The sequence below is a fragment of the Acinetobacter sp. YH12144 genome (assembly GCF_013418345.1).
GTDB lineage: Bacteria > Pseudomonadota > Gammaproteobacteria > Pseudomonadales > Moraxellaceae > Acinetobacter > Acinetobacter amyesii.
In genome coordinates, this window is the sequence record NZ_VPCD01000003.1 from 1 (window position 1) to 17,925 (window position 17,925).

At 40.0% G+C, this 17,925-nt stretch carries 14 protein-coding genes and 1 pseudogene; 13 read left to right on the forward strand and 2 right to left on the reverse strand.

Annotated elements, in window-relative coordinates:
• The first annotated feature begins 503 nt into the window (after nucleotides 1–503).
• From FTU79_RS02785 to FTU79_RS02815, 8 genes are all read left to right on the forward strand, one after another.
• Nucleotides 504–1,373 carry an IS982 family transposase gene (locus FTU79_RS02785; protein ID WP_180048875.1) on the forward strand — a complete coding sequence of 290 codons (870 nt, stop codon included), beginning with the start codon at nucleotides 504–506 and terminating at the stop codon, nucleotides 1,371–1,373.
• 271 nt (nucleotides 1,374–1,644) lie between these two features.
• Entirely contained in the window at nucleotides 1,645–2,373 is a 729-nt protein-coding gene (locus tag FTU79_RS02790; protein WP_180027057.1) for a HesA/MoeB/ThiF family protein, read from the forward strand.
• A 58-nt stretch (nucleotides 2,374–2,431) separates the two neighbouring features.
• The gene (locus FTU79_RS02795) at nucleotides 2,432–3,730 is read left to right on the forward strand and encodes an AarF/ABC1/UbiB kinase family protein (RefSeq protein ID WP_180027033.1); all 1,299 of its coding nucleotides are present in this window, start codon (nucleotides 2,432–2,434) and stop codon (nucleotides 3,728–3,730) included.
• Nucleotides 3,731–3,813: 83 nt separating this feature from the next.
• Complete coding sequence (gene folB, locus FTU79_RS02800) at nucleotides 3,814–4,194, forward strand: dihydroneopterin aldolase (protein WP_180004951.1); 381 nt, start codon at nucleotides 3,814–3,816, stop codon at nucleotides 4,192–4,194.
• The gene (locus FTU79_RS02805; protein ID WP_078193947.1) at nucleotides 4,151–4,600 is read left to right on the forward strand and encodes a 2-amino-4-hydroxy-6-hydroxymethyldihydropteridine diphosphokinase; all 450 of its coding nucleotides are present in this window, start codon (nucleotides 4,151–4,153) and stop codon (nucleotides 4,598–4,600) included. The genes folB and FTU79_RS02805 overlap by 44 nt, the downstream gene beginning before the upstream one ends.
• A gap of 161 nt (nucleotides 4,601–4,761) precedes the next feature.
• On the forward strand, nucleotides 4,762–4,965 hold the full coding sequence (locus FTU79_RS16485; protein ID WP_257224238.1) for a DedA family protein: 204 nt from the start codon (nucleotides 4,762–4,764) through the stop codon (nucleotides 4,963–4,965).
• 101 nt (nucleotides 4,966–5,066) lie between these two features.
• Complete coding sequence (locus FTU79_RS16490; RefSeq protein ID WP_257224239.1) at nucleotides 5,067–5,315, forward strand: hypothetical protein; 249 nt, start codon at nucleotides 5,067–5,069, stop codon at nucleotides 5,313–5,315.
• Nucleotides 5,316–5,416: 101 nt separating this feature from the next.
• A complete protein-coding gene (locus FTU79_RS02815; protein WP_180048876.1) occupies nucleotides 5,417–6,097 on the forward strand; it encodes a hypothetical protein in 681 nt (226 codons plus the stop codon).
• 69 nt (nucleotides 6,098–6,166) lie between these two features.
• Here FTU79_RS02815 and coq7 read toward each other — a convergent pair whose 3' ends face one another.
• Both coq7 and FTU79_RS02825 read right to left on the reverse strand, forming a co-directional pair.
• Nucleotides 6,167–6,802, reverse strand: coding sequence for a 2-polyprenyl-3-methyl-6-methoxy-1,4-benzoquinone monooxygenase (coq7, locus tag FTU79_RS02820; RefSeq protein WP_168377720.1), 636 nt, complete (start codon nucleotides 6,800–6,802; stop codon nucleotides 6,167–6,169).
• 3 nt (nucleotides 6,803–6,805) lie between these two features.
• On the reverse strand, nucleotides 6,806–8,125 hold the full coding sequence (locus FTU79_RS02825; protein ID WP_180040384.1) for an MFS transporter: 1,320 nt from the start codon (nucleotides 8,123–8,125) through the stop codon (nucleotides 6,806–6,808).
• Between the two features lie 177 nt (nucleotides 8,126–8,302).
• Here FTU79_RS02825 and FTU79_RS02830 point away from each other — a divergent pair, with 177 nt between their 5' ends.
• The 5 genes and pseudogenes from FTU79_RS02830 (at nucleotide 8,303) to FTU79_RS02845 (ending at nucleotide 17,858) form a co-directional block, all read left to right on the forward strand.
• Nucleotides 8,303–11,044, forward strand: a complete 2,742-nt coding sequence (locus tag FTU79_RS02830) for an autotransporter assembly complex family protein (protein WP_180048877.1) — start codon at nucleotides 8,303–8,305, stop codon at nucleotides 11,042–11,044.
• Between the two features lie 21 nt (nucleotides 11,045–11,065).
• On the forward strand, nucleotides 11,066–15,586 hold the full coding sequence (locus tag FTU79_RS02835) for a translocation/assembly module TamB domain-containing protein (protein ID WP_180048878.1): 4,521 nt from the start codon (nucleotides 11,066–11,068) through the stop codon (nucleotides 15,584–15,586).
• 338 nt (nucleotides 15,587–15,924) lie between these two features.
• A pseudogene (locus FTU79_RS16495) lies at nucleotides 15,925–16,255 on the forward strand (IS3 family transposase); the annotation flags it as partial.
• A 120-nt stretch (nucleotides 16,256–16,375) separates the two neighbouring features.
• Nucleotides 16,376–17,080: a phosphopantetheine-binding protein gene (locus FTU79_RS02840; RefSeq protein ID WP_180007925.1), complete on the forward strand. Its 705-nt coding sequence runs from the start codon at nucleotides 16,376–16,378 to the stop codon at nucleotides 17,078–17,080.
• A gap of 133 nt (nucleotides 17,081–17,213) precedes the next feature.
• The gene (locus FTU79_RS02845; protein WP_180007926.1) at nucleotides 17,214–17,858 is read left to right on the forward strand and encodes an RluA family pseudouridine synthase; all 645 of its coding nucleotides are present in this window, start codon (nucleotides 17,214–17,216) and stop codon (nucleotides 17,856–17,858) included.
• Nucleotides 17,859–17,925 lie beyond the last annotated feature (67 nt).

Below are 17,925 nucleotides of genomic sequence, written 5' to 3' on the forward strand. Positions count from 1 at the left end.
ACTGAGGATCAGAAAGCTTGTTTGAATCGATGTATTTCATCCGCAGATTATGCACGAATGCTAAGAAATCCGGAGTGCAAATATTAACCAAAAAGAAGATCGTTTTTTGATTTATGAAAGAGATCTAATTTAATTCTCACTGAATTCATACATATACCTACGGATTAAATCTCTTTGCATACATAAACGCTTAAAATGTCTTGAATTAAGTTTTATTTTTTGAGGCTAAGGTAGAAAAGAATCATTAAAATGAATCTAATGTAAGCAGCTCTAGTGCAACTAAATATGGTTAAAAATATAACTATATTTATTATTTTTAAAACATGTATACGCTATACCTCTATGATGTTTCTACATACTAAGGTGTTTGAGATACTGTATTTTAAATTGTGTAATTGAAGATACGCTAACTAACCCGAATCGCGGATAAGAAATTGACTTGAAAAATATGAGGACTAGAGCCATCAGTTGAGTTACCACACAAAACTCACAACTCTATCCTCATGTTTAATAGTACCGAATTATTTTGCGTAATTGATGATTTCTTTCTTAAATTTGAAGCAACTTATTGGCAATTCCTTAAGCAAAGCCATCGTTTCTCAAGAATTCGAGCGGCTCACTTGAGTCTTTCAGAAATCACCTTTATTGCTATTTGGTATAAATGCTCTCATTTCACTAATTTCAAAGCATTTTTCACATGGCTAAGGCAGGATAAAAGCTCTTTATTTAAGAGCTTACCCTGTTACCAACGGCTGATTCACCTCATTAATACGCACCAGTTGGCACTACATGCTTTACATGTAGCCTTAATGAAAGGTCAACGGAGCCAATATTTATGGATTGACTCAACCACTTTACCTGTCTGTAAAAATCAACGAATTCAACGCCATAAATCTCTAGCAGAAATTGCATCTCGTGGTAAAAGCTCGATGGGTTGGTTCTACGGCTGTAAATTACATATTATGATGAATCAACTTGGAGAAGTCGTTTGTTCAGCATTATCCAATGGACATGTGGCTGACATAAGAATGGTTGAGCATTTGGTTGAAGGCTTGGAAGCAAAGCTTTACGCGGATCGTGGTTATATCAGTCAGGATTTAAAAAACAGATTAAAAGAACAAGGTATTGATTTAATTACTTATCATCGAAAGAACATGCGGTCTGTTCAACTCTGTACATCAGATGCATATCACTTAAAACAACGTAATAAAATAGAAACGTTATTCAGCTTATTGAAAGGTCAATACAATTTGGTGACGAGTAGAGCTAGAAGTATCTCAGGCTTTTTAAGTGGTATTTACGCATCACTATGTGCATACCAATTAACTCAGCAGCATAAGCCCACAATTCAAATTATGCAGTCATTGGCTTAAAAAGGATTCGGGTTAACTAAGAAAAATACCATGTCTACAGAGCATTTATTTTAACTTTAAGCTGTATATTGTCTTGCTCAAATAGCAGGGTGTTTTTACACTGTTTCGGGTTTGTACTCGAACAACATTTGATGGATATCGGTGTTTTAATCTTTTGCGTGCGATATAAACTCGCCCATTTTTTATGCTTGACGAATTTTAATAAGGAAATACTTTGTCTACGTTTAAATCGAATGAATCAACATCTGAATTTGAATTAAGTGATGATGAAATGCATTTATACAGCCGTCAAATATTACTTGATGGATGGGACATCGATGCACAAGAGAAGCTAAAACTTGCCAATGTACTCATCGTAGGGTGTGGTGGAATTGGGTGTACCACAGCCGAATTATTGGCACGTGCAGGCGTCGGACAAATTACTTTAATCGATGCAGATCGAATTGAAATCAGTAATTTACAACGACAAATCGCGTATACCAAAAATGACGTAGGTTTTTATAAATCGGAAATTTTGGCTAAACGCTTACAAGCGATTAACCCGCATATCCGAGTGCAAAGCTATACCACAAAATTAGATGAAAGCAACGCAAAGGCGTTGATTTCACAACAAGATTTGGTTCTCGACGGTTGTGATAATTTCAGTACACGGTATTTGGTTAACACAAGCTGTGTGGAAAATAATGTGGCGCTGATTAGTGCTTCAGCGATCGGCTTTCAAGGGCAGTTATTTATGGTTGAAGCCGATGCTGCCTGTTATGAATGTTTATTTCCAAAAGAACAGCATGCCAATGAAAGTTTGCGCTGTGCAGACTCAGGTGTACTTGCAACTACACCAAATGTTATGGCAAGTTTGCAAGCTCATCATGCTTTGCTTTATTTGGGTTTAGGAAAGACAGTATTGAAACAAAAACTTTTGTTGTGGGATGGTCTGTCAATGAAACAAAAAATTCTCGCTTTTGAAATAGATCCCGATTGTCCAATCTGTCAGGCAAGATAAAGCAGCAAGCCCTTATTTTTTTGCTACACTCACGTTAATTATTTTTTTCTAAGACATTATGAAAAACAATATCTGGTTAGATGGAATTCGCTCGGTTGCCCGAATGGGTGAGACCGCAGTCGTTGCGGCAAAAGCCGGCTTTAAATTTGCAACTGAAAAACCAAGTAACGCAAAACTCATGCGTGAAACTTTTGAATCACTGGGTTCAACCTATATTAAATTGGGTCAATTTATTGCCAGTACACCTTCTTTATTTCCACGTGAATATGTCGAAGAGTTTCAAGGTTGTTTAGATCAGACACCTTCATTGCCGTTTAGTTATGTGCAGCAGGTATTGGCTTCAGAATTTGCTGGCCGTAATTTAGATGAAATATTTGCTTCAATTGATGAAAAGCCTTTGGCTTCTGCATCGATTGCACAGGTGCATGCCGCTAAATTGGTCAGTGGTGAAAATGTTGTTATTAAGGTGCAAAAACCGGGTGTCGAGACGATTCTCTATACAGATTTAAACGTCTTACATTGGGCTACTAAACTGGTCGAAAAAGCTGTACCCAAAGTCAAATTTGCTTCACTTGCAGATATCGTTGAAGAAATTAAAGTTCGCATGGTACGTGAGGTGGACTTTATTGAAGAAGCTCAAAATCTTGATGACTTTGTGAACTATCTGAATGTAACTCAAAACAAAGCCGCAACAGCACCAAAAGTTTATCACCAATATTCAACACGTCGCGTCTTAACCATGGAGCGTTTATACGGCGTACCATTGACCGATTTTGATGTGGTCAAGAAAGTCGCTAAAGATCCATCGCAAGTTTTGGTGACAGCGATGAATACATGGTTTGGCAGCTTGATGTTATGTAATAGTTTCCATGCAGACTTACATGCAGGCAACCTGATGTTGCTTGAAGATGGTCGAGTTGGATTCATCGATTTTGGTATCGTGGGCCAGTTGAAACCTGAAGTGTGGACAGCATGTATTGCGTTTATGGATGCCCTACAAAAAACTGACTACAACTTGATGGCTGAAAATATGCTGAAAATGGGCATGACGGCTGTCAAAATTGACACACAAGTCTTAGCTGCCGACTTAGAGCGCTTATTTAGCGGTGTGCTTTTGGCCGATCCGCAAGAGTTATTAACCTCGAATCCTGCCGATTTGAATGACATCATGATGGATATGGTACAAGTCGGAGAGCGTCATGGTATTCGCTTCCCACGTGACTTCGCTTTATTATTCAAACAAATGTTGTACTTCGATCGCTTTATGCGCATCCTTGCGCCATATACCGATATTTATGCAGACCAGCGTATTCAGATGGTGCAGACTATGGATCCTAATTTATTGTTGAAGCAATAATTTAGCCGCAAGATATAAATAAAATCCTCTTGCTTAAACAGGAGGATTTTATCGATGTTTAAGATTTTATTTTGAGTGTAAGAATGGACGCAATTATCATTGAAGGTTTGAAAGTTGAAACTGTAGTCGGCTGTTTCAATTGGGAGCGTCAGATTATTCAGCCTTTGATGCTCGACCTCAATATTCAAACCAGTTTAGCGCAGGCGGCTCAGTCAGATGAGCTTGAAGATACCTTGAATTATGCTGAAATTTGCGAAATATCAGCCAAAGTCATTCAAACTGCTCAACCTAAATTGATCGAACATGCAGCAAAACTGGTGATTGATGCACTTTTTGCTACCTATGACAGCATTGAATCTATTATGATTAGCATCCGGAAGCCTGCCATTATCGCGCAAGCCAATTCTGTAGGAATTCGTCTTGAACGCCACCGAAACGATTTTCGCCCTAGCTCTGGCGAGTAATTTCAATCCCAAGCCGCATTTTCAACAGGCTTTACGTCAAATTCAGGCTTTGGGTCATGTTGAATTTTCCAAAATTTATGTGATTCCTTGTCGTGATGGCATTGGGGCGGATTATTGGAATGCAGCTTGTTTGGTGAAAAGCAGTTTATCTGTAGATGAAATCAGCACCTTACTGAAAAAAATGGAAGCAGACTCAGGTCGTGTTCGTCCGTCTCATAATATCGCTTTGGATCTGGATCTGATCGCGTGGGGCGAAAGCTTAGCGCACATGCAATTTAATCCGAAAAAACTGCCTTTAGCACTCGATGTTAAAATACCAATGTTCGACATTTGGAAAAATGAGATGTTTGAACATCCAGCACATCAATTTCCTATGGTGAGTTGCCAAAAAGTTTTAGTGGATTGAGCGAATGAAACGAAATGTTTTCAATGCACATGAGTGATATTTCAAACTGACCTAAATACGCTAGATAAACAATAACAAAAATATTCAAATCCTGTCATGGTATGAGCTAGCGTATAGGCTGTCGCAGGATTACATTATCTTTTTAGCTTCAAAATAATGATATGAACTGGACTGATCTGATTCAGCACTATGGCTATATTGCGATTTTTATTGGCACATTGTTTGAAGGAGAAACAGTGCTGATGATTGGCGCCTATGCCGTCCATCAACACATACTTCATTTTCCAATGTTGATTGCAGTGGCGATGTTGGGCAGTTTTATTGGCGATCAATTTTATTATCAAATGGGCGCTCGCTATGGGTAAAAACTTATCCAATCAAATGCGGTATTTGCACAAAAATTCGATCGTGCGAGCCAGTTTATTGAACGTTATCCTATTTTGACCATTTTATTTATGCGCTTTGCTTGGGTTTTAGAACTATTTTACCTATTGCAGTTGGTGTGCGTGCTTATCCTATTTGGAAATATGTGCTGATTAATCTGGTTGCCTGTTTTATTTGGGCGATGTTGGTCGCAACGATTGGCTTTCAAATGAGTCATTATTTACATCTGTTTTGGGCGAAAATGTTGTCTTATCATCAAGATATTTACATCGTTATTGCCGTTGTATTATGTATCGTATTTTTACGTGTGTTCTATACGGTGTTGAAGTAGTGGCGTAAGCATCATCAACATTGATAAAGTGAACGTGGCTGATCTGATAAAATCGTCAAAACATAATCAAAAGATTTAAAAGGATATTCAGTGAGAGCAATATGGGTTTAGGTTATGGTGCGGGTGCGGGAGGTTTCCTTATTATTTGCTTTGCGATTTTGGTGCTATTTATTGTCATTGCGATTTGGTTGAGTTGGAATAATTGGTATAAAAAGCAAAAAAATCGACCATATAAAGTAAATGCGGTACTTAAAATTGGTTTATCTGGCGTATTGTTTTTCCCTTTATTTGTTGCAGTAACGCTGGGATTGTTCGTGATTTCAGATCTTAGTTCTGACTATGCAGAGTGGCAGCATCAAAAGAAAATTCATATACAGTTGCAGGAACCCTTAAACTTTGGAGAGGTTGTACTGCCTGAAGGCACGTGGATTAACCGATCATTTGAAACCGATTATACTCTGGAACAGATGACTGATATTCGTCAAGGTTTGACATCGGCTCGTTTTCCACAGCCGATTCAAATAGCTGGATTTGATGTTATTGCATTTGAGCTGCATCGCCATTTATTGCTTGAGTTGGCACATGATCAAACCGTTATGATGAATAACCAAAAAGTAATTTGTCCGGCAGGATGGCTGCTTGAATTAGGGGGATCAGGTTATCCGTCCACTGCACAACGTTATAGTTTGAATTTTGATTGGTTTACACCAAGTCGATGGCAGCCTATAAACTGTTTTGATGGTGAAGGAATTATTGTATTAAAGTCAAAAGATTTCTCATAAAAAAGCCTGCATCATTGCAGGCTTTTTTTTCACTATTTATAAAACTTAGCGACAATCATTAGAAAATCATTAAATGTAATAACTGGTTTTGGTCATCAGCTTTGAAATACCAGTCATGGCAATACGAACTGGAACAGGAAGGTCTACACCACCTGCATTGAGTGCTGTATCACGGTGATGCAGCTCATCTTCATTCATTTGCACTAAGATTTTACGTGAACGTTCGTCTTGTTCAGGAAGTTGGCGGATGTGATCTTCTAAATGCAGGCTCACTTGACGCTCAGTTTCAGCGACAAAACCTAGGCTGTATTGATCACCGGCAATACCTGCCAATGCACCCATCCCAAAAGAAAGGCCGTACCAAACAGGGTTGAGCAGACTGGTATGGCTGTCTAATTCTTTTAAGCGGTCTTCACACCAAGCCAAATGATCTTGTTCTTCAATCGCAGCTTGTTCCATTTCACGGCGTACATTTGGAAGTTTCGCGGTGAGGGCTTGGCCATGATAAAGCGCTTGAGCACAAACTTCACCACTATGGTTGACCCGCATTAGGCCTGCCACATGGCGTGCTTCGCTGACTGCAAGTTGAGTCTTTTCAGCGACAGACGGATTTTCACGATGTGCAGCCGTTGCTCCGGGAACTAAACTACGTAAGGCCTGATCAAATGAGTGAATAAGTTTGTCGACACCTGTAAATTGACGCATGGATTAATCCTCCAGAGAGACTTGCGTAGTTTGAAGCAAAGGTTTGATGCGTAATAGCAGCCAAATACAAAAAATTGCACTGAGCACTGCAGTTATACAAAAAAGTATTTTAATATCAATCTGTAATATGCTCAAAATAATAATACAGAATAAAGCAGAAGATACCATAAATACCGCATTTAAGATGTTATTAGCGGCAACTACTCGTGCACGATGTGAGCGAGGTGAATAAGCTTGCATCATCGCATAGAGCGGAACGATATAAAAACCACCACTGATTCCCAATAGCGTCACTGCAATCATGACATGGTAATAACTCCAACCTTGACTGAAAACTTCAGAAAGGGTGATTAATGGACCTGTATGTTCGGGTACAAAACTTAAGCTTGCAGCCAAATAAAGTGCAAAAACAGTTAAACCCACAGCACCAATCGGCACCATTTTAATATTGACCTGACTTCCACCAAGTCTGCGACATAGCAATGAGCCGACGCCAACACCCACAGAAAAGAAAGTGAGTAACAGACTCACAACATTTTCTGAAGCATGCAGGTATTGCTGGGTCATTTGAGGAATTTGAGTTAGATAAGCCGCACCATAAAACCAATACCATGAATTACCGAGTAAAATTGTGAAGACTAAAGGCAAGCTTTTAGCGTATTTGATGGTTTGATAACTTGTTCGAAAAAAATTCCAGTCGATCTTTAAATCTGGGGCAGTCACATTTTGCTTAAGGATAAAACGACTTGAGATATAACCCAAAATAGCAATGCTTAAGACTGTCAGGCTGATCCAAGTGAGATTGCCATTTGAAGATGCAATGACAGTTCCACCTAAAATCATACCGATCAAAATTGCCATGGATGTACCAGATTGGAATAAGGCATTTCCAGACATGAGTTCATTTGGCTTTAAAATTTCAGGCAAAATGGCATATTTGATTGGACCAAAGAAGGTGGAATGGATTCCCATCATAAAGAGTGCCAATAACAATAACCAAATATGTCCTGTAATGAAGCCCAAACTCCCAATCATCATGATGATAATTTCTAAAATTTTGATACCACGGATAAGTTGTGAACGTTCAAACCGATCTGCGATCTGTCCCGCTGTCGCTGAAAATATAAAGTAGGGTAAAATAAAAAGTAGTTGAGCTAGATTTGTAAGCGTACTTACTTGAAATGCTTGCTGTTGAATTAGTCCATAAGTGATAACGAGTAGTAAAGCCTGTTTATAGACATTGTCATTGAGCGCCCCAAAAAATTGGGTCAAAAACATAGGCAGGAAACGGCGTGTACCTAGCAGATGTTCGTTGTTATTCATAAGCGTCTTGCTACATTAAGTTTTATTAAGAAATGTGAGTGATTGGTAAAATCTCTAAAAAAATCATGTAATATGTTTTTGAGTTTGGGGATGGCGAAAAACCAATAGATATAAGATCTTTAGCTCTACATCTGATTGACTAAGTCCATTACATAATGAAATTTGTTAGAGTTTGCTATGCCTGCAAAAATCAAGTTTAAAAAAACAATGCTTCATCACAGTATGGCTCACTGCATACGACAGCATCATAGCAATAAAAGTCTATATATGAGCATCTTTTTGACCTTGTGTGCTCAGCATAGTTTCGCCCAAACTCCCGCAGAAACGGTTCCAACATCTACCGATACAAAAGCAGAGATTGTTGCTGAAATCAAGGATGAGGCTGTAAAGCAAGGGCTATCGACGCCTGAAGCAATTGAAAAAATTGAAAATATAAATGAACCAGAAGAATCTGTTGATAGCATGAAAATGCTGCAAGAACAGCAGCAAGCAGGAACTCAACTACAAGAATTTAAACCCATTGAGTTTGAAGATTTAGAAAACTTACCCGTGACACCTGTTGATCAAAACATGGCGAATGAAATCTTCCAAGTTGCTGAAGAAGCCAAACGTCAAGCGCAGGAGTACCGTGCAACACAGCAAACAGAAGTTGCTGTTGCAGATATTACCCAAAAAGAGTTAACGGAAATTAACCAAGCGCCAGTCAATATTGATCAGCTCATGGGTGAAATTCGTTCGGATAATGAAATTACCGCGACACGAAATGAAAATGCCAATACTCTGCAAGAGCTGCATAACCCAACAGTTGAGGATGATGCAGAGCCGGGTATTTTCAAGCGCTTATTATATAAAGTACGTCCGCCACGTCAGATGAACACGGCAAAAGTGCCACGAATTAGTGCGGATGTTGAAATTACATCAGCACATAATACCAGTCAAACGTCGAGTAAAGCCTACGGTGCGGCACTGGAAGATCTCAAAGCCAATATTAAAGGCAAGCTTTCAAGTTTTACCCAAGAATCCTTTAGCGATTTTCCATCGGCTTTACCTCAATTACGTAGCTTGTCCAATCAAGCCGCACAAGCTGTGGGTTTCTATCAGTCAGAATTCAAGTTTGAAAAAGTGTCTGATAGTAAAGTTCGTGTATTGGTTACACCAAATACGCCTGTGCAAATTGAAAAACAGAATGTTGAATTTTCTGGGGCTGGGGCGAACCAAGCTCAGTTTCAGGTGATTGGTGTATTACCAGATCAGGAAGAAGGTGACATTCTTAATCATGGTAAATACGAAACCACGAAAAGCCGAATCAATGAGGCAGCGACCAATAACGGTTACTTCGACTCGTATTGGCGTTTACATGATGTAAAAGTGGCGCAACCGCAAAATACTGCCGATATTAATTTGCGCTTTGAGACGGGCGAGCGTTATAAGCTTGGCGCAGTTGAATTTAGAATGAGCGATCCGAATGCAGAGTTTCCATTGGATCGCGATATTTTAGAAAGCTTGGTGACGTGGAAAGACGGTGCTGACTATACTTTCTGGCGTGTGAATGGTTTGGCCAATAACCTGACCAACTCTCGCTATTTTAACTACACGCTAGTCGATGCAATTCGACCAGACCCGATTGAAAAGCCACTTGAACTGCCCCCGGATATTCAAACCTTGGTCGATCAAAATCAGTTGTCAGAAAGTTCACAAGTAGTGAAAGACAAAACGGAAGTGATGTCGAATAAGGAAGTCACGCAAAAAGTGGTTGATGAAGACCAATTTGCGGGGGTGAATGATGCAGAGCAATCCTCTAAATTACGCAGTTTGCAAGATACGCAAGATGCTAAACAAGCAGAACAAGAACGTTTAAAAGCGCAAGCACGTGAAGATAAAAAAGTCCCTGTGATCGTGACACTAAATGCAGATAAGTTGAATAGTGCAGAAATTGGTGCTGGTTTTGGTACCGACACTGGTACACGTGTTCGTGGCCAGTATCGTCGTGCCATTGTAAACAAACGTGGTCATTCTTTTGACGCCAACATGGAAGTATCCAAAATCCGTCAATCGATTGATGGTCGCTATAACATCCCATATAACCATCCATTAAATGACTATGTCAGTTTGGTTGGTGGTTATGAGCGTGAAGAACGTGACGATGTCGGTCAGGGTGTTAATCTTTCGATTGAGTCTGCTGTAGCTGGGGTTGACCGGATTATTAAAAACCCACGTGGTAGTTGGCAGCATACTTTTGGTTTACGTTACCGTTTGGACCGTATTACCGATGACGGTCTAAGTCCTAGTGATGACATTCCAGATGCATTCTTGGTGAATACCAACAATGAACAACAGTCCTTGATGTTTGGTTATGAAATTTCTCGAACTGACTCTGATAAACGTGTGAATCCGAGTAAAGGGATCAAGCAAACCTATAAAGTTGAAGTCGGAAGTGAAAGCTTACTTTCAGATGCTGATATGGCGATCTTGAATGCGGGCTGGCGCTTTATTTATTCATTGGGTGAAAATGATAATCACCAGTTCGTGGGGCGCAGTGATTTAGGTTATATTCTGACAGAGAACTTTGATAAAGTTCCTTATAACTTACGCTACTTTACCGGTGGTGACCAAACCATTCGTGGCTTTGACTATAAGAGTTTAGCTGCCGAAGAAAATGGCTATAAAATTGGTGGTCAAGTCTTGGCAACGGGTTCATTAGAATATAACTACCAATTTAAAGAAGGCTGGCGTGCTGCGGTCTTTAGTGACTTTGGTAATGCGTACGATAAAGACTTCAATACACCGACTGCATATAGCGCAGGTGTGGGGATACGTTGGGCTTCTCCAATTGGCCCAATTCGTTTAGATGTGGCTACCGGACTTTCTGACGACAGCAAACCAATTCGTTTACATTTCTTTATTGGTTCACAATTATAATTTTTAGGTGATGTGTTTTTTATGACTGAACAAGAACAGCAAGAACCAGAAAACGAAACGCCGGTAGAGCAACTGCCGAAGAAGCGTCGTATTCTTCGAAGTGTCATTTTGACCTTCGTGTTCGTGCTTATCTTTTTGGTGGCTGCATTAGCAGTCATGTTTTCTACAGACAAAGGCAGTAAGTTTTTACTTGACCGTGTTCTGGAACGTCAGCAAATCATTCACTATGAATATGAAGGTGGTAACCTGTGGCGGGGCATTATTTTACGAAATGTCCTCGTTACGCTAAAACCTGTCGATGTAAAAATTGACCGTGCCGATATTACACTCGGTTGGCGCGCCATTATTAATAAAGAAATTCATTTAAATAAGGCAGATGTTAAAAATCTGCAAATTATTACCAAGACCCCACCTAGCGATAAACCTTTTGCATTTAGTGAAATCCGTTTGCCTTTCGTCCTTCGTGTCGATCATGCAGATTTAGATCATATGCTGATTAAAACCCATAGTTCAGGTGTGGATTTCTATGACATTGAATTAAATGAAGCGCTTTGGTCAGGGACGGAATTAAAATTTGAAGATACCCGTATGGATATGGGCTATTTGTCTGTGCGCCAAGCGTCTGGGAATATGAAGTTTGAAGGCAAGTATCCGCTAAATGCTGTGGGTATAGTCAACTTACCTTCATTACGTGAAAGCTTGAACATTCATGATATTCAAGTGGTGGCTAAAGGATCGTTGGATACGATACAAGCCGGTGTGGCAACTCATACCCCAGATCTTTTAACTGGATGGGCTGTGGTCCATCCGATACGTCCACATGTCCCGATGTTTGGTGCGCTCAAATTTAAAAACTATCATTTACCGTTACTGACTGAGCAAAAGCTTTTTGCTAAAAATGGTCTGGCAAAATTCAAAGGGGATATTCAGCGTCTCAATTTAGATTTAGACACGGACCTGAGCGGGGCCAATATTCCTGAGGGGAAATATACTGCGCTCATGAGTACGGACTTGGTCAACCAACTCGATATTACTAATCTAAATGGTCAAGTGATGGGCGGCGCTGTCAACTTGGGTGGCGTGGTGAGTTGGAAAGATCAGGTCACTTGGGATGTAAGCGGTCGTTTAGATAAAATTAATCCAAAACATAAGCTGATCCCGCAAGTGGTTCAAGATTTTCTACCTGTGAGTTTAAATAGTAAGATTGCGTCCAAAGGGACCCTTGAAAAAGGTATGCACCTGACGGCGTTGGTGGATTTCGATCAATATGAAACTTGGAATTTAAAACTCGATCAAGCGCCTGCCAAAAATAATAAAGCTCAGCCGATGCTGATGGATGTGTCTTGGAAAAATATAGACCGTGCAGTGCCATATGTTGGATGGTTGAGTAGTGATTCGGGCAATGTGCAATTGGCGCTTACAGAAGGTCAGCAGAACATTAACGTGGCGACCACCGTGTCAAGACATGAAAAAGGTGCTCTGCCTGCTGGACAATATCAAGCCAAACTGAATCTGAAAAATAACAATCTCAATGTCCCTGCCTTTAGTTATGTGGCCGACAAAGGTCAGCTCAAAGGTAACGCAGTTGTAGAATTGCCTGATGAAAAACGCATGCTGAAATGGCAAGCCAATGTACAAGTACAGCAGTTCAATCCGCAAACCATCGTAGCTGCTGCGCCTGTCGATCAAATTACAGGGTCATTAAAAGCCAATGGTTATGCAAAACCAAATCAACAGATTATTCAGCTGAATAATATTGATTTGTTAGGTCGACTAGCACAACAAAATGAAACCGTACATTTAACAGGTAAATCTACTGCTGCGCTGACTTTCCATGATGAGAAACAAGGCGGAGGCTTTAAAGCTTTTGCTGTGAATTATGATGGTGGTCTCAATGCAAGCCAAGTTGCCGCAAGTAAAGGCAGCTTGATTTTCAAAGTATTTGGTACCCCAGAACTCATTAAAATTACCGAGCTACGTCATGATGGCGTGGCAGGTAAAATTTCTGCCAATGGACAAGTTTTACTACAAAAAGCCATTGGTTGGGATATCAATGCATCACTGGTGCATTTTAAGCCGCATTACTTTGCCTCAAATGTACGGGGTGAATTATCTGGAAATTTAAAAACCAGTGGTGTGTGGTCAGATACGCTAAAACGTATTCAAATTGAACGTCTGAATTTGGCAGGTATGATCAATAACAAACCTGTCCGTGGTCAAGGTAACTTGGCGATGGTGATTAATTCAAATCAATCTGGTTTTATGCCAAAACAGTTTGAAGCGAATAATTTACTGTTGGCTTATGCCAATAACCAAATTCAAGCCACAGGTAATGCACAAAATTTACAATTGAAAATTAATGCACCGGCATTATATGAAATTTATGCAGGCCTACGTGGACGTGCTTATGGCTACTTAAATGTTCAAGCACAACCACGACTGCAAGCATCTGCCAATATCGCAATAGATGATTTTGCTTTTAATAATTTATTCAGTGTGAAAAAAATACGGGTGCAAGGCGAGTTGCCAACTTCTGCGACTTCACCAAGTTTATTAACGGCAACGATGGATAATTTACGTAGTAACAACCGTGAGATTGTGAAAGGTCAAATTTCACTGGCCGGTACACGTAATGCGCATTTATTAAAAGTCAGTGCTGAAAATAAATTATCAAAATTTTATGTGCAGTTAGCCGGTGGTTTCAACGCACAAAATAATTGGCTCGGTCAGATTCAAAAAGGCGATTTTGACTCGTTGCGTACACGTCTCGTACAGCGTCAAAATGCGTCTATTATTTATAACACGGCACAGTCTGACTTATTTGTCGGTGCGCATTGTTGGATGAGTCAGCAAAGCGAATTATGTTTTGATCAGCCGATTCGTGTGAATAAAAACCGCGGCAATGTATCCTTTGTGACAAAGAACCTAGACTTAAATGATTTTGCAGCATTTATGCCTGAAGGCCTGGCGATCACGGGTAAAGTGAATGGTTATGCGAAAGCGTCTTGGGCGAAAGGTGCAAAACCTAAAATTGATGCACGTTTAGTGACTCGTGACGGTTTACTCGGTTTAGCGGCTGAAGATCCACAGTATTTAGCATCCACTTTAAAATATGATGAAGTAGGTTTGATTGCGAAAAGTGTCACTGAAGGGCTACAAATTCGACTCGATACCAAAGCTCCTGATATTGGTACAGGTTATGCCAATATTATTATTGATCCGTATAAAGCCAATAAACCGATCCGCGGTGAAGTGGCCTTTAACCAAGTTCAATTGAAAATCTTAAAACCATTTATACAAGATGTCCGTTCAATGGGCGGTACGGTGTCTTATGCGGCAAAAATTAGCGGAACATTGTCACAGCCTTTAATGGATGGTGAGATTCGAGTGAAAAATGGCTCGATTAGCATGATTTCATTACCTGTGAACTTGACCAATATTCAGTTGTATTCTGCTGTACGTCAAAACCACGCGACGATTGATGGTGCATTTAATAGTGGTCGTGGTGTGGGCAAATTAACCGGAAATATTGACTGGAAAAATGATCCACGTATCCAGTTGAATTTAACGGGTAATGAAATGTTGGTCCGTCAAGCACCATTGATCACCGCTGTTGTAACGCCTGATTTATCATTAGATGTGCTGCCTTTCAGTAAGAAATTAACATTAAAAGGTAAAATTGATGTGCCGCGCGCATTGATTTCGATGCCGGAATCTTCTGCAACAGTGGTTGGGGTATCTTCAGATGTACGTGTGGTACATGAAGGTGATAACCAACTTGAGATCTTAAAATCGGCACGTCCTTGGGATATTCGCGCTGACGTACAGGTGAACATTGGTAATCAAGTGATTTTCCAAGGTTTTGATAGTCGAATTCCACTGATTGGTCGTTTGAATTTGACACAACGTGGGTTAGAAACAACAATGCGTGCCAATGGTGCAATCGGTGTTTCTCAGCGTGTGAAAATCGAAGCTTATGGTCAAAGTCTGGACTTGAACCGTGCGATTGCCCGTTTTAATGGGCCATTGGCGAACCCTACTTTAGATATTGATGCCAATAAAGCCGTTCAAGGCAGTACCGTTGGTGTTCGTGTGACGGGTACAGCATCAAGTCCTGCAATTCAGGTGTATAACGATGCAGGTCTATCTGAACAAGAAGCCTTAAATGCCTTAATTACAGGTCGTATCAATGAAGGAAGTTCAGGTTTAAGTCAGGCGGAAGGTTTCCGTTCTGATGTGAACAACACGATTGCTGCTGCCGGTATTAGTATGGGCTTGGGTGGTACACGTGCATTGACCAACCAAATTGGTCGTACATTTGGTCTGAGTGGTTTGGCACTAGATGCTCAAGGAACAGGGGATGATACTCAGGTTTCTGTGACGGGTTATATCACACCTGACTTATTCATTCGTTATGGTGTCGGGGTATTTACACCAGTGAATAAACTGACCTTACGTTATCAAATGAATCAACGTTTGTACTTGGAAGCGAGTCAGTCTTTAGAGCGTGCAATTGACTTGTTTTATAATTGGCGTTTCTAAGGTGTTGAATTATAAGTGATAATCTAAGGTTTTAATAAAAATTCTTGTTTATGGCTGATCTAATAATTTTTAGACTAGACAAAAATAGGTCTATAAAGCGGTTTTGTGTAACACAACCCTTTAAGAAAGATCCTACAATCATACATATTTGAAGTGCTTAAAGCGGGTGTAGAGCTATTAAAAAATAAAAGAGGTGTGTTTCCACAAACAGTAGCTCAAACAATTGGCCTCAAAAAAGTATTAAATTTGTTGAGAGAAGGATCAGGAAATTTGGACAATTGACATAAGTATATTTGTCTCCCTAAATGATGTTGTAAACATCAATATATCAGTATTTTATGGCACATGGACCAAGAAGAAATCATTCAAATGATTTTAAAGCTAAGTGAGCATTTGCTGCGATTAAAGCGGAAAAACACTTGTTGAATTAAGTGCTGAATTTGATTTTATCAAAACCAAATTATCGACTGGGAAAATCAATTGATCGCAGCTTCATTGCAAGCTTTCGATCAATTAAAAGCTCTTATAGAACTGCAAATTGATCTAAAAAAAACTACATGCAAAAATCGGCGAGCAGGCATGAAAAAGTGATTTTTCAGAAGGTGTGTTGAAGAAAATGGGGCGCTTCAACCACAAAAGTTAATTTGCAGCTCACTTCAAATTTCAGTTTTAGTTGTCCAACAAGTGAAATCACCTCCAAGTACATCATCATAAGATGAAAGCCACTTTGAGACTCGGTTCTGCGGTAACATAACAGTTGTTCTAACATAAGTTTTGTACCGAGCCCGTATGCTTTACCCAATGCCTAAAAAAATCCAATTTGCACCTTCTCAAGCGAAATGGCAGCTGTCATCAACACAGTCGGTATTGGTGCTGGTTGGTTTACAAAATTTACGCATGCAGCAGGGCATACAAGATACGCAGCTGATGGAAAATTTGATCCAACTGACCAATAAAGCCAAAGCCTTAGAGATTCCAATTGTCGATTTATATGGTGATGATTTACTTCAAGGCATGCAGCAGCTCGGTGAATATGCAACAACACACCCGCAGCTCATCTTTGCAGGGCAAATCACGCCTATGCTGAAACAGATCTTGCCGCATCTATACAGCGTGACAGAGCAAATCTGTATTGTTGATGACGCAATTGTGCTGAATAATCAGGAACAGCATATTCTGTGGGTGGACTCCATATCAGGCCAAGGTATCCATCATATGAGTAGTTATAATTTGATGCGGCTTTGGAATCTGTCAGCGCCAACGGAATTCGTCTTGTCGGCCAAAGGCATATTATTGGCTATCGCAGAACAGTTAGATATGGACGCATTGGAAATAGATCCCTTAATCGATTTACGCAGTTATGGGCTCGATTCCATTGCCATGGTCAGCTTAATTGGGTTGTGGCGTGCCAATGGTGCAAACATCCGTTATGAAGACTTTTTAGATGGTGCAAGTTTAAAAGCATTGCTAGAAAAATTGCTCAATACAGATTAAACAAAGCCAATTGGAATTATTTTTGTTCTAAATCGGAAAATACGTCGGGAAATATAGCTTTGTGCATTGTAATTGTTGGCTAAGCTTTTTATTATTGCCGCCTTGTTTTTCGAGATCAGAACTGGATTGAACTTTGAGTAATTTTCTAACCGAACACCTGATACATCGTGATACTGACTTTATGGTGATCCATAAACCAGCAGGTTTACTCACAGTTCCGGGAAAAACAGCAGATTTACAAGACTGTGTTATCAATCGATTATTAAAAATTGAACCGAATACCTTGCTCATCCATCGTTTGGATCGTGATACCTCAGGTATTTTGGTTTTTGCATTAACCCGTCAAGGGCAAAATCGAATTTCACGCCAGTTCCAAGAACGTCAAACTTCAAAAACATATCAGGCATTGGTTGCGGGTACGCTCGAAGGTGAAGGTACTGTCGATGTACCGGTCATATATGACCCAGAACATCCGCCACTGCATATTGCCGATCCTGCACACAATAAGCCTGCGCTTACGCATTGGAAAGCCACTGAACATTTTGAGATTCAGGGGCAAGCCGTAACACGTGTAGTTTTAACTCCTATTACCGGTCGATCACATCAGCTTCGCGTTCATATGCAATATTTAGGTCATCCTATTGTTGGTGATACTTTGTATGCAACACCTGAGCAACAGAAGCTGATGCCGCGTTTATGTTTACATGCTGAGCGTTTAAGTTTTAACCATCCTGAAACAGAGCAAACAGTGGAATTTCACTGTCCTGTACCATTTTAGGAAAATCATTTAAATCCCTAAGAATTCTGCTCACTATTTAGTGGGCTTTATGTCAAAATATATTGCT

What these genes read in the sequence shown, in the direction of transcription:
- coq7 (WP_168377720.1), bottom strand. Translation starts at nt 6,802, where the DNA reads ATGCGTCAATTTACAGGTGTCGACAAACTTATTCACTCATTTGATCAG.
- FTU79_RS02815 (WP_180048876.1), top strand. Translation starts at nt 5,417, where the DNA reads ATGGGTTTAGGTTATGGTGCGGGTGCGGGAGGTTTCCTTATTATTTGC.
- FTU79_RS02835 (WP_180048878.1), top strand. Translation starts at nt 11,066, where the DNA reads ATGACTGAACAAGAACAGCAAGAACCAGAAAACGAAACGCCGGTAGAG.
- FTU79_RS16485 (WP_257224238.1), top strand. Translation starts at nt 4,762, where the DNA reads ATGAACTGGACTGATCTGATTCAGCACTATGGCTATATTGCGATTTTT.
- FTU79_RS02785 (WP_180048875.1), top strand. Translation starts at nt 504, where the DNA reads ATGTTTAATAGTACCGAATTATTTTGCGTAATTGATGATTTCTTTCTT.
- FTU79_RS02790 (WP_180027057.1), top strand. Translation starts at nt 1,645, where the DNA reads ATGCATTTATACAGCCGTCAAATATTACTTGATGGATGGGACATCGAT.
- FTU79_RS02830 (WP_180048877.1), top strand. Translation starts at nt 8,303, where the DNA reads ATGCCTGCAAAAATCAAGTTTAAAAAAACAATGCTTCATCACAGTATG.
- FTU79_RS02825 (WP_180040384.1), bottom strand. Translation starts at nt 8,125, where the DNA reads ATGAATAACAACGAACATCTGCTAGGTACACGCCGTTTCCTGCCTATG.
- FTU79_RS02795 (WP_180027033.1), top strand. Translation starts at nt 2,432, where the DNA reads ATGAAAAACAATATCTGGTTAGATGGAATTCGCTCGGTTGCCCGAATG.
- folB (WP_180004951.1), top strand. Translation starts at nt 3,814, where the DNA reads ATGGACGCAATTATCATTGAAGGTTTGAAAGTTGAAACTGTAGTCGGC.
- FTU79_RS02840 (WP_180007925.1), top strand. Translation starts at nt 16,376, where the DNA reads ATGCTTTACCCAATGCCTAAAAAAATCCAATTTGCACCTTCTCAAGCG.